The 11908-nt window shown below is 46.1% G+C and carries 9 protein-coding genes and 2 pseudogenes; 2 read left to right on the top strand and 9 right to left on the bottom strand.

The annotated features are described in order from the left end of the window. From FU659_RS28540 to FU659_RS28515, 6 genes are all read right to left on the bottom strand, one after another. Complete coding sequence (locus FU659_RS28540; protein WP_261808113.1) at positions 1-771, bottom strand: Cof-type HAD-IIB family hydrolase; 771 nt, start codon at positions 769-771, stop codon at positions 1-3. A gap of 123 nt (positions 772-894) precedes the next feature. Beyond that, entirely contained in the window at positions 895-1425 is a 531-nt protein-coding gene (locus FU659_RS28535) for an ATP-dependent Clp protease proteolytic subunit (protein WP_147950679.1), read from the bottom strand. Between the two features lie 255 nt (positions 1426-1680). Then, on the bottom strand, positions 1681-1998 hold the full coding sequence (locus tag FU659_RS28530) for an MGMT family protein (protein WP_147950678.1): 318 nt from the start codon (positions 1996-1998) through the stop codon (positions 1681-1683). After that, positions 1995-3074 carry a lactonase family protein gene (locus tag FU659_RS28525; RefSeq protein WP_147950677.1) on the bottom strand — a complete coding sequence of 360 codons (1080 nt, stop codon included), beginning with the start codon at positions 3072-3074 and terminating at the stop codon, positions 1995-1997. The genes FU659_RS28530 and FU659_RS28525 overlap by 4 nt, the downstream gene beginning before the upstream one ends. A gap of 75 nt (positions 3075-3149) precedes the next feature. Beyond that, on the bottom strand, positions 3150-4721 hold the full coding sequence (gene pruA, locus FU659_RS28520) for an L-glutamate gamma-semialdehyde dehydrogenase (protein ID WP_147950676.1): 1572 nt from the start codon (positions 4719-4721) through the stop codon (positions 3150-3152). Positions 4722-4745: 24 nt separating this feature from the next. Continuing rightward, entirely contained in the window at positions 4746-5660 is a 915-nt protein-coding gene (locus FU659_RS28515) for a proline dehydrogenase family protein (protein WP_147950675.1), read from the bottom strand. A 181-nt stretch (positions 5661-5841) separates the two neighbouring features. On the opposite strand from FU659_RS28515, the gene chrA reads away from it, so the two are divergent. Continuing rightward, positions 5842-7065 (top strand): chromate efflux transporter, encoded by a 1224-nt coding sequence (gene chrA / locus FU659_RS28510; protein ID WP_147950674.1) that lies wholly within the window; start codon positions 5842-5844, stop codon positions 7063-7065. Between the two features lie 234 nt (positions 7066-7299). Here the strand turns inward: chrA and FU659_RS28505 are convergent, their stop codons facing one another. From FU659_RS28505 to FU659_RS28495, 3 genes and pseudogenes are all read right to left on the bottom strand, one after another. Then, positions 7300-7914, bottom strand: coding sequence for a nitroreductase family protein (locus FU659_RS28505; protein WP_147950673.1), 615 nt, complete (start codon positions 7912-7914; stop codon positions 7300-7302). 57 nt (positions 7915-7971) lie between these two features. Further along, a complete protein-coding gene (locus tag FU659_RS28500) occupies positions 7972-8307 on the bottom strand; it encodes a 4Fe-4S dicluster domain-containing protein (RefSeq protein WP_147950672.1) in 336 nt (111 codons plus the stop codon). After that, a pseudogene (locus FU659_RS28495) lies at positions 8304-9907 on the bottom strand (FAD-dependent oxidoreductase). Before FU659_RS28495 ends, FU659_RS28500 begins: the two are co-directional and overlap by 4 nt. 292 nt (positions 9908-10199) lie before the next feature. Between FU659_RS28495 and FU659_RS28490 the strand changes: the two are divergent. Beyond that, positions 10200-11185 (top strand): annotated as a pseudogene (locus tag FU659_RS28490) (CobW family GTP-binding protein). The last annotated feature ends 723 nt before the right edge of the window (positions 11186-11908 follow it).

The raw sequence follows: 11908 nt of genomic DNA, 5'->3' as shown, positions 1-11908 counted from the left end.
TTAAAGCAATCCTAGCTTGATAAGACCGTTACGGATACCGTCTTCATCCACATGTGTCGTTACATCATCCGCATAAGGAAGCAGATCTGGATGGCTGTTGCCCATCGCAACGCCATGTCCGACAAACGATAGCATTTCTATATCATTAAGTCCGTCTCCAAATGCTACCGCATCTTCTGGCTTCAATCCGATCAGCTCTAACAATGCGGCAATACCTTGCGCTTTCGAGCCTCCGGCAGGCAGAACGTCAATGGCATGTTGGTGCCAACGAATCAACTTAAAGTCTGACTTCATTTCTTCATACAGATGCTCGTCCGCTTCTTCACAGTGAAGGAAGATTTGATATATATCATTCGTTTTCCAGAAATGAGGGTCATAGGCAGGCAAGTCCACTTTTAAAGAAGAAACTGCTCCTATGACAAAAGGGTGCTCCTCTGCATCTGTGAAAAAGGCATGCTCTCCCTCAAATACAAGAGAATGCTTATGTTTCGCAGCCAATGCTACCAAAGCTTCCATGCTGCTCTTCTCAATAATTCTTTTATAGAGAGGCTCTCCGCGGTAAACGGCGTATCCACCGTTCATACAAACATAAGAATCAATGCCAAGCTGCTCGGCCAAGGGTTTGATGAAATAAGGCGCTCGTCCTGTCGCTATAACAGGTTCAATTCCTCGTTGTTTCAGTTGGTGGACCGCCTCCAACGTACTGGCAGGAATTTGCTTATCCTCATTAATTAACGTACCGTCAATATCGAAAAATACAATCTTATACACAGCAGAAATCTCCTTTTCTCGGAGGCAGCTTCAGCCGCCAGCCCTCTCTCTTTCCTATCATTAAACACCAAAACAAGAGAAAAAACAAAGAAAAGAGAAACACCGAGGCTTCTCTCCTTACTCTTATACAATTTCATCGATAATACCTAGCGCCAATGCTTCATCGGGGCTCATATACCAATTTCGTTGATGTTCCTGAACACTTAGGATATCCGCAGTAGCTAACTTGGTTTTCGATAAAATATACTGATCGTAAATATTTTGCAATCTTTGTGTTTCATCAATGCGGTTTTTCAAATGCTCCAAATGTCCATCGATATGGTTGGAAACAGAATGGTACATGAACGTACTTAATCTGCCTGCATATCGCTTATGACCACTTACAGCAATCAATAAGCTCATACTTGCAGCAAGCCCATAAACATACGTATGAACGGGTGTCTTGCTGTTATCAATCACATTGATCAGACCAAGTCCATCATACACGCTGCCGCCGTTACTGTTAATAATAAGGTCAATAGGCACGCGCTTGAAGTCCTTTTCTTTCTTATCTTTGTCATCATCATATTGATTAATCTTTATGATTTGCTCGACAATCGGTTTTACAGAGCTTTTATTAATGCCATCGAAAAGATACAAGGTTCTGTCATTCATAACATGCCTCCTGTCCGTATGGCCAATTGATACAGTTAGTCTATTCCTCTCTAATAAACTTTGTAACTACCTATTTTTCTTTTCTCAACTTTTGGGCTAAAAGAAGTGAAAAAAAATCCCCGATTGTCGCGATCGAGATTATTCACCACCCCATTGTCGTATCAGGTAACCCCTACCTAACAAAAAGAGCAAGCCCGCTCCGTGCATATATACACAGGGTAAGCTTACTCTTGTTATCATCGAAGGCCTTTTTCGCTATAAGCAATCTTCCCATTGATACAGATAATGTTCCAGCGAGACGTATCTCCGGTCTGTTATTGTCACGCCCTCAGCTTGCAGCAGAAAGCATTGCAGTTCAAAGCCTTCATCGTCCATAATCGCAATTTGACCTTTGGCATTAATCACTCTGTGCCACGGAAGCTGATATTTTTGGCTCATGGCGTGCAAAATGCGCACGACTTGCCTTGCTCCCCTGGGACTGCCGGCAGCTTGGGCGATTTGACCATACGTCATGACTTTCCCCTCGGGGATTGATCGAATAATCTGAATGACACGCTCCGTAAATGGGGTCATTGCACTTCAGCGAATTTGATGCAAACCGGTTTAGACAGCGTTAGTTCACTTCCGGTAGGAATAAGCTTGCCCGTAAGGGCGTCTCTGGAGAAGGAGACAATGTTATCTGTATCTTTATTCGCAACGAAAACAAACCGTCCATCTGGCGAAATAGCAAAATTACGCGGATGCTTGCCAAGCGTTGGGGCATATTCGACAACCGTTAACATGCCGGAAGTAGGATCTATGGCGTACACGACAATGCTCTCATGACCGCGGTTAGATCCGTACAGATAATTGCCATCCGGCGAAACATGTATATCCGCGCAAGCATTCTCACCTTCAAAAAAATCGGGAAGGGTAGATATTGTCTGAATTTCCGTCAATTCTCCAAAATCCTCGTCGTAGCTGAACGCTGTTACCGTCGAGCCAAGCTCATTAATCACATAACCGAAAGCGTAGGACGGATGGAAAACAAAATGCCGCGGACCTGATCCTGGGGCTACGTGCACGTCACGATGCGGAATCAGCTTCTTAGCAGTTATATCAAGCTTATACAGCTTAATGATGTCCAAACCTAAGTCACAAGCCCCAACGTAGCGATTCTCACGACCCAAGAAAACAGAATGCGCACGCGGTCTATCCTGCACGGATAGGATACTGGCACCTTCATGCTGCTGAATATCAGCGGTAGCGCCTATTTTCCCATCTTCCAGCACAGGGGATAAGCCAACCATCCCACCATGGTAACTTGCAACCATGACCACCTGATTCGATTGGTCTAATTGAATATGGCAAGTTGTTGCCGGCAGCGTAATTTCGTTATTAAGAAAAGTTAATTCCCCATTAGCTGGATTTACCTGATAGGCGCTTGCCGCCCCACAGCGCTGTTGATTCGTGTCCATACCCTCTGTTAGTGCATAGAGTCTCCCATTTGTCGCATCCACAGTCAAAAAGGTTGGATTCTGCAAGCCATCCACTTGTGAAGAAAGTTCCAAGCGACCATTTTCTACGTCATACTGGCAGGTGTATACCCCCGGATTACTTGAATCTGCATAAGAACCAATAAAAGCATATGTCTTCTTGTTCGATTCCACAATGTCACTCCCATTCTTCTATAATTCATAGAAGCATTATCTCAAATCCGTTGGGAAGGAGCAAGTGTTCGGGAGTTAATACATCTTGCGTGAAGTCAACTTCGCCTGCGTGAACAGCAGCAGATAATCGTATCCGCCTGCCTTGGAATCCGTACCCGACATGTTGAAGCCGCCGAATGGATGAACGCCTACTAAAGCACCCGTACATTTGCGATTGATGTATAAGTTGCCGCAATGTACCGTTTCTAATGCCTCGGCGATACGCTCCTCATTCGTTGAAAAATATGAACCTGTCAACCCAAATTCAGTATCGTTATAGATCGCAATCGCCTCTTGCCAATCCTTCGCTTTGGCAAGCGCCAAAACAGGCCCGAAGATCTCTTCCTGCATAAGACGCGCCTTGCTGCTTAAATCCCCGAATACAGTCGGTTGAATGTAGAACCCGTTCCCTTCCGCTTTCTCTCCTCCGGTAAGCAATTTGCCCTCTTTCTTGCCTATCTCCATAAAGCTCATTATCTTGTCATACGAATGTTTATCGATAACAGGACCTGCGGAGTAATTATGTTCGGGCAAACCGACTTGAAGCTGTTCCGTAAGCGCAACCACCTTTGCCGCCACCTGATCATACACAGATTCGACGATAATGGCTCTCGAGCCTGCTGAACATTTCTGCCCTTGGAAGCCGAAGGCTGAGGCCACGATGGCTAGGGACGCTGCATCCAGATCGGCCGTTTCATCGACCACAATCCCATCTTTTCCACCCATTTCTGCAACGACCCGCTTGATCCATCTTTGGCCTGAAGCTGTCTCTGCAGCCAGCTTATTGATTCGCAGCCCCGTTTCCTTAGAACCTGTGAAACTAATGAACCGCGTTTTCGGATGAGTCGTTAAATAATCGCCTATTTCCGCCCCATTTCCCGGAATAAAATTGATGACTCCGGCAGGGAGCCCTACTTCCTCCATCAATGAGACAAATTTATGCGCGATAACAGGCGTTGCGGAAGCTGGCTTTAAAAGCACAGTATTTCCCGCTAATATAGCTGCAATCGTCATGCCCACACAAATGGCTAGGGGAAAATTCCAAGGGGGAATTACGATTCCTACACCAAGAGGAATGTAGGAAATGTGATTATCCTCTCCAGCTATTTTTACTAAAGGCTTTGCCTCATCCACTTCGCTTAATCGGATGCTTTCCCGTGCATAGAACTCCATAAAATCAATCGCTTCTGCGGTATCGACATCGGCTTCCACATAATTTTTACCGGACTCCAGAATCATAAGCGCTGAAAATTCATGCTTCCGCTCGCGCAGCAGGGCTGCTGCTTTCAACACATATTCGGCTCGCTCTCTAGCAGGGAACTTCTTCCATGAATCGAAGGATTGAAGAGCTGCGGTCATCGCTCTTTCGGCAAGTGTTTGATCCGCTTTGCTGACGTGCCCAATCACTTCATCCACATTTCCCGGATTAATCGAAGTAATTCGAGCCTCCGTGAACACTTTCTCCTCGCCAATATATAGCGGATACTCGTGGCCAAACTCGCTTTTTTGCTTATCAATCGCTCTTTTCATCGCTAGTTTATTTTCTTCCAAAGCAAAATTTGTAAACCGTTCGTTCGTAAATGTATTTACTTGGCTGAATGAATTCATATTCATTTCTCCTCCGGTATCAGGCTATTTGAATATATGTTTCAGAACGAACCAGACATTCGCTGGACGCTCGGCTAACCGCCGCATGAAATACCCGAACCAATCATGGCCATAAGGCACATAAATACGAACCCGATATCCAGCGCTTACCAATGTATGTTGAAGATCTTCGCAGATGCCATAAAGCATTTGAAATTCAAAGCGGTCATTAGGTATGTTATACTCTTTAACGTATTGCTTCGTGAAATGAATAATGGCCTCATCATGACTGGCAATGGCTGTATAGTGACCGTTTGCGAGATGCATCTGAATCAATTTTCTATAATTTTCGTCCACATCTTCTTTCGCAGGATAAGCCACTTTCGGAGATTCTTTGTAAGCTCCTTTAACAAGGCGTAAATTGGCCCCAAGCCTATGCATATCCGCTGCATCTTGCAAAGTACGAAATAAGTAGGCTTGCAGGACGATCCCAACATTGTCGTATAAGTTTCGCAGCTCTTTAAACACATCAATCGAAATTTGACAATGTGCGTAATCCTCCATATCGATTCGAACGAAAATACCGTGCAGACGCGCTCGGTCGAGAATCCGCTGCATGTTGCTAACGCAGAGTTCCTTGCTGAGATCGAGTCCGAGTGACGTCATTTTGAGCGAGAGATGCGATTGCATACCCGAGCTGGCGATAGCGTCAAGCGTTTGTATGCACATGTCAGCCGCTTGAATCGCCTCATCCTCATTGGAAACGTATTCTCCCAAATGATCCAAGGTAGCAAGCCGGCCGGATTCATTCAGTTGACGAACAGCTGCAATCGATTGCTGAATGGTCTCTCCGGCTACAAAGCGGGATGCGCCAAACCGTAAACCGTACTTTTTGGCCCATCGTTTCGCCAGACGCCATTTTCCAAGAGAAAGAAGCATCTTTCTAAGTATTTTATCCATTGGCATTGACCTCCAACTAACTGACCATTCTCTATGCCTTATCATACTCGCGAAGCTCGCGCCTTGTGATACAAGACTGTGGAGCTTACTATCTGATTCGTACTGGAGCGCAGCAAACAACCTACTAGGCATATCCCGCATCACACAGTACAATAATCATGTATACTAGAACACTTGTATAATGGGAGGAAAGAGAAGGTTGGAACCTATTGCAAATACAAATAAACGTTCATCTTTACTTGAAGTCTTTCTTGTTTCGAGCCAATTGGGGCTGACCTCGTTTGGAGGTCCTATCGCCCACTTAGGGTATTTTCACAACGCGTACATACGAAAAAGAAACTGGATGGATGAAAAAAGCTACGCGGATCTCGTTGCGCTATGTCAGTTTTTACCGGGTCCCGCAAGCAGCCAAGTTGGCATAGGCATCGGTACGATTCGCGCCGGATTGCTGGGCGGAGTCGTCGCTTGGCTCGGTTTTACATTACCCTCCATTATTCTGCTGCTTCTCTTTTCCTTATTGATAAAAGGATTCGACATCAGCAGTGCCGGCTGGATTCACGGACTCAAGATTGTCGCCGTTGCGATTGTTGCCCAAGCTGTTCTAAGCATGGGTAAAAAGCTAGCGTCAACGAAGGCTACGGCCTCCATAGCCCTGCTAGCTGTCGTCGTGACTCTGCTTTGGCACGCTGTGTATAGTCAGATTGTTCTTATCATCCTCGCGGGGCTGGCAGGAATGTATCTATTTAAAACTGTAAAAAGTGAAGCAATGACTGCTCTTCAGGTTAGCGTCAGTCGATCTTTTGCTATCTGTTGTATAATCGTTTATGTCTTTTTGCTCTTTGCGCTTCCTCTTATAAGTAGATTATGGCACACACCGTTAGTTTCGCTGTTTGACTCCTTTTATCGGGTAGGTTCTTTGGTTTTTGGCGGAGGGCATGTCATTCTTCCTTTATTGGAGCGAGAGGTGGTGCCTCCAGGTTGGGTAAGCAAAGGGGTCTTCTTGGCCGGTTATGGAGCCACGCAAGCCGTTCCCGGACCACTTTTCACATTTGGCAGCTATCTCGGAGCCATGTCTAATGGATTCAGCGGCGCGATTGTAGGCACTCTGGCGATCTTTCTTCCTGCTTATTTATTAATTATTGGAGCTTTGCCTTTTTGGAACACCTTAAGAAGCAATGTCCGGATTCAAGGTGCGCTAGTCGGCATTAATGCGGCGGTTGTCGGCATCCTGCTGGCTGCCCTTTATAATCCTCTATGGGTATCTGCCATTCTAAACCCTTTAGATTTTGCACTAGCCATTATCCTATTTGGCTTATTGGTCTTCTGGCATTTGCCTCCGTGGGTTATCGTCCTGCTTGGCGCCATCGGCGGAGAGCTTCTTACTCTGATATCAGGCTGGACCTGAGGAGATTTGTTCCAGTCCTATGAGAAAACCTCTATCGAGGCTATTCAATGATGAGCGACCGCGTTGAAAGAGGAGAGACTTTGGTCTTCGACCAAAGATCCCTATATTAGGTTTTATCGCCAATAAGAAAGCGGTTTTCGGGAACCGAAAACTTATACTTTCTTATGTGGTTAAAAAGCCGCTTGCCCGGAGCTAATCCGGATAAGCGGCTTTTCGTTTATTCAGCACATTTTATTAAAAAGAACCGTCGATGATGCTCTCGCTCAATGGTCGGCGACCATTAGGCAGTTCTCGCTCTTGCAGATCTTCCGCCAATGATTCGCGTGGCCCACGGTAACCAAGCGCAATAACAGCATGAAGCTCATATTCCGAAGGCACATGCAGAACTTCACGTGCGCTCTCTTTATCGTATCCACCGACAGCTCTTGTCGCAAGTCCGAGTATATTCGCTTGGAAGGCAAGCGAAGCCCACGCTGCGCCCGTATCGAAAGCATGTGCGGCGCTCAATTCACCGTCTTGCCGATGTTTGTTGGAAATGATGAGGATTAAAACAGGCGCCTGATCCGTCCACAAGCGGTTGTTCGGTTTAATAAATGTTTGAAATTTCTGCTTCTGCTCTTCTGTCTTAGCGACGATAAATCGCCATGGTTGAAGATTGCTTGATGAAGGCGCCCAACGAGCTGCTTCCAGAATGATGTGAAGGGTCTCGTCTGATACCTCTTTTGGATCGAAGGATCGCGACGACCAACGATTTAGAAACAGAGGATGTACAGGATGATCCGCCTTACGATTGGCTTCCACTTCAGGATTTAAAGCATCTTGGTTAAGAGATGGAGTGATTATGGACATATAACAGCCTACCTTTCGTTGCACCTATGATTTATTATTTTGTTTTTTGTAAACGGACTAAACAAAGGTCGCTCGCTTCGCCAATTCATACAGATAAGCATGTTGAGCCACAGGCTTACGGCCTTTTCCCCAACCTACTTTTTCACGGTATCCGCCAAACAATCCCTGCTCCTCAAGCGTCTCTTCGCTGACTAGCGTCGGCCCATCCGGTTCTGGCGATACATACAGGGCATCTGCAGGACAATATAGCTCGCACATAAAACAAGTCTGACAATCGCTTTGACGGGCAATGATGGGAATCCCGTTCTCCACGCGGTCGAATACGTTGGTGGGACATACAGAAACACATAAGTTGCATGCCACACATTTGGATTCACTGACAATCTCAATCAATGGGGAACGGCCTCCTTCTGAACTTGAATTTGATTTACCCATACTTGGTCAAGACCGCCAGTAATTAAACGGTAGCCTTGTGTGCTATCCAAATGCGGGAAATCTTCTCTTTTGTGCATCCCTCTCGTTTCAGTCCTTGCTTTGGCTGAACGATACATCCATCGTGCGGTTGCTGTCATGGCCGATGCTTCGCGATGGCGAAGTCCCTCCACATCTATCGTTGTCTCGCGTTCGCGAAGATCGTTCCAAAGTCCGTCCAAACGTCTCAGCGACCCTTCAAGCCCTTTCTCCGTGCGGAACAAATTACGATCATACGGCATGACTTCCTCTTGAACAGCGCGAATCGCCTCTTCGGAACGCCCCTTGCCCTCGCCAACCCCCTTCTTCGTCAATGTCGACGTCGACACGCTCTTTAATTGGCGGTCAATCGTTCTATCCCCGAAGCTTTGGGCAAATTTGGCTGCTCCTTCTCCTGCAAAAGAACCCGAGGACATGGCCCAAGCCGCATTGTGACTGCGCCGCCGGTAAAGCCGCCGCAAATCAGTTCGCGAGTTGCTGCATCTCCAGCCGCATACAAACCAGGCACGATCGTCGCGCAAGATTCATCCACAAGGCGAATACCGCCGGTGCCCCGAACCGTCCCTTCCAACCGAAGCGTAATGGGAAATTTATCCTTGAAAGGATCAATGCCAAGTCGATCAAACGGCAGAAAGAAATTCGTTTGATTCACACGCAGCAGCGGACGAATATCCTCTGGCGCTTGATCGAGGCTGGCATATACTTGACGGCCTTGAAGCAAATTCCGTGCGATGATGGAACGCCCACGCTGCGAGCCTGCGCCTTCAACGATGGAGCCATCTTCATAGTAAAACGATGCGTATCGGTAATAGGCTGTTTTGGTAACGGATGAAAACGTTGGGGCAATCGCGTAAGCATTGGAAAACTCCATGCCGGATAAATCTGCTCCCGCTTCTGCTGCTATCAAGTAGCCGTCTCCTGTCAATACATTACAGCCCAGTGCTTTGCTCAGGAATGCGCAACCGCCTGTGGCGATCACTACTGCACCCGCACGTACCGTCCACGTTTGTCCGCTTTGCGTACGAACTCCGGTGGCCCCGCCTACGCCATGCTCATCGGCCAACAGCTCGAGTACAGGGCTGTGATCCAAAATTTGAACGCCCGTTTTATGCACCAGCTTGCGCATCAGCTTCATGTACTCAGGACCTTGTAACCCACGTTTGTATGGATTCCCGCTATCGTCCAGCGGAAATGGATATCCGAACGTACTGAGCTTATTCATGTTCTCATAGGTGCGATTGAGCACGCGATTCATCCATGGAACTTCAGCGAGCTCCCCGCCAAGCTTGTACCGGCTCTGCCTGGCTTCTTCGCGAAGCTGTTCATCCGGCTGAACGTACCAAACACCTGTGCCAGACGGCGCTGTAGCTCCACTCGTTCCGCAGTAGCCTTTATCCACCAGAATGACCTTCGCTCCCTTAGAGGCTGCCGTTAAGGCTGCCCAGGTTCCTGAAGGACCGCCTCCGATGACAAGAACGTCCGCAGTCAAGCGCAATTCACTATTTTCCCAAACTTTAGCCATGTGTATGACCTCCTTATATTTAAAAAACATCATTTACCAGCCATGAGCATTGTGTGAAAAACCTAAATAAAAATAAAAAAAGGCATTCCAAATGTTAATTTGGAACGCCTCCGTTTGTACGGTAGGACATATACTTAAAAACCAAGTTGTTTACTATGATTATAAGTTAGTCTAGCATCGTATTTTAGATTCGTCAACTAATGTTTTTTAAGCATTTTATAAAGGAATTGACAAGTCGAACTCCAAAAATTTATACTATTAATTGTAAATATTACGTTTAAGGAGGGTTTTTATGTCTTTTTTACAACCGGACATCGATTCGCGTATCCCTGTAACTGTGTTAACCGGTTTCTTGGGCGCCGGCAAAACAACCTTGCTCAATCATGTTATGACGGCCAACCATGGAGAAAGAATTGCCGTCATCATAAACGAATTCGGTGAAGTAGGCATTGATAATCAACTTGTCGTTGGTGCAGATGAAGAAATCTTTGAGATGAATAATGGCTGTATCTGTTGCACGGTTCGAGGTGATCTCATTCGCATTTTGGATGAACTTATGGAGGCGAGAAACGGCATAAATGGCCGTAAACAAGTCCATTTCGACCGTGTTCTCATTGAGACAACAGGACTGGCTGATCCAGCACCCGTAGCTCAAACATTTTTCGTAGATGAGCAAATTGCCGACCATTATCGATTAGATGCGATCGTCACTGTTGTCGATTCGAAGCATGCGCAGGCTCAGTTAGACCACGGTCATGAAGCGCAAGAGCAAGTAGCCTTCTCCGACGTTCTTCTTATCAACAAAGTAGATCTGGTCTCGGAAGAGGACCTGCTGCAGCTAGAGAAGCGCCTTCGCATCATGAACCCTGCAGCCAAGCAGTATCGCACAGAGCAGTCCAGCATTGATTTACAGCTTATTCTAGGGCTTAATGCGTTTGAATTGGACAAGAAGCTTGAGCTGGATCCCGAGTTTCTTGACATTCACAGCCACGAGCATGACGATGAGGTAAAATCAATCTTTTTCCGAGAAGAACGACCTCTGGATTTGAATAAACTAGAACATTTTCCCAAGATTTGGCTAACCGACCATGGTGTAGATACGCTTAGGTATAAAGGAGTCCTGCAAATCAAGGATGTCCAACATCGGGTTATTTTTCAAGGTGTGCATATCGAAAATGGAAGCCCGATGAAGTACCCATTAGTGAGTTCGTTATCATTGGGCGAAACTTAGATGAAGCTTGGTTTAAAGAACAGTTCGCTGCTTGTGTTGCTTCTTAGCACCGATCAACTTAAACAGTCTAACACCTAAATAAGGCGTTAGACTGTTTGTTGGGTTTAATGGTTCATTTGATTCTTTTAGTATCCCCCCCCCTAAATCTTAATTTCTAAATAGTTACTGCGGGGTGATCTATCTTGCTTGGACATCTGTCTTGACACTAGTAATTTTGAATGAAACCACATTTCAGCGCAGCATGAAAAGAGGTTGTTCCAGACGTGAAAAGTGGGTTGCAATTGTGGTAAGCCTGCGATACTACACCTTTTTTTTTCGTTGAATACTCCCGAATTAGATATTCCTGCAATCGTACATGTATTCGGGTTTCATTTTTGATTTCAGGAAGGCAGCGCGTGAAAAACCTGCATTTTTGCAGGTTTTTCTTCTTTTCAGACGATTTGACTGAAAAAAGCTGCACTTTCGCAGGTTTTCAGAGCTGCTGAACGCTGGTGCTCCTTGTACGTTGGCGAACCTGAAGGGGATTAAAATGCTCCTTCTACACCGACGCATCGCAAAGAAACTTTTCCTCAGACTCTAAACAAAATGCGATGAGCAATCCAAGGTAAATAACAAATTTCAAAATCCAAAATATAACATTGTGAATAGGGCTGTCCCAAAAGTAGATAACTCTACTTGAGGATAGCCCTGTTTTCTTTACAGATTATGAAACAGGGCTGTCCTCGAGGTTTACTCACCTTTTGGACAGCCCCCTTTATTCCTTACCTATT

The organism is Paenibacillus sp. N3.4, from assembly GCF_008017805.1.
Taxonomy (GTDB): Bacteria; Bacillota; Bacilli; order Paenibacillales; family NBRC-103111; genus Paenibacillus_E.
This window is presented reverse-complemented; position numbering and strand designations above follow the sequence as displayed.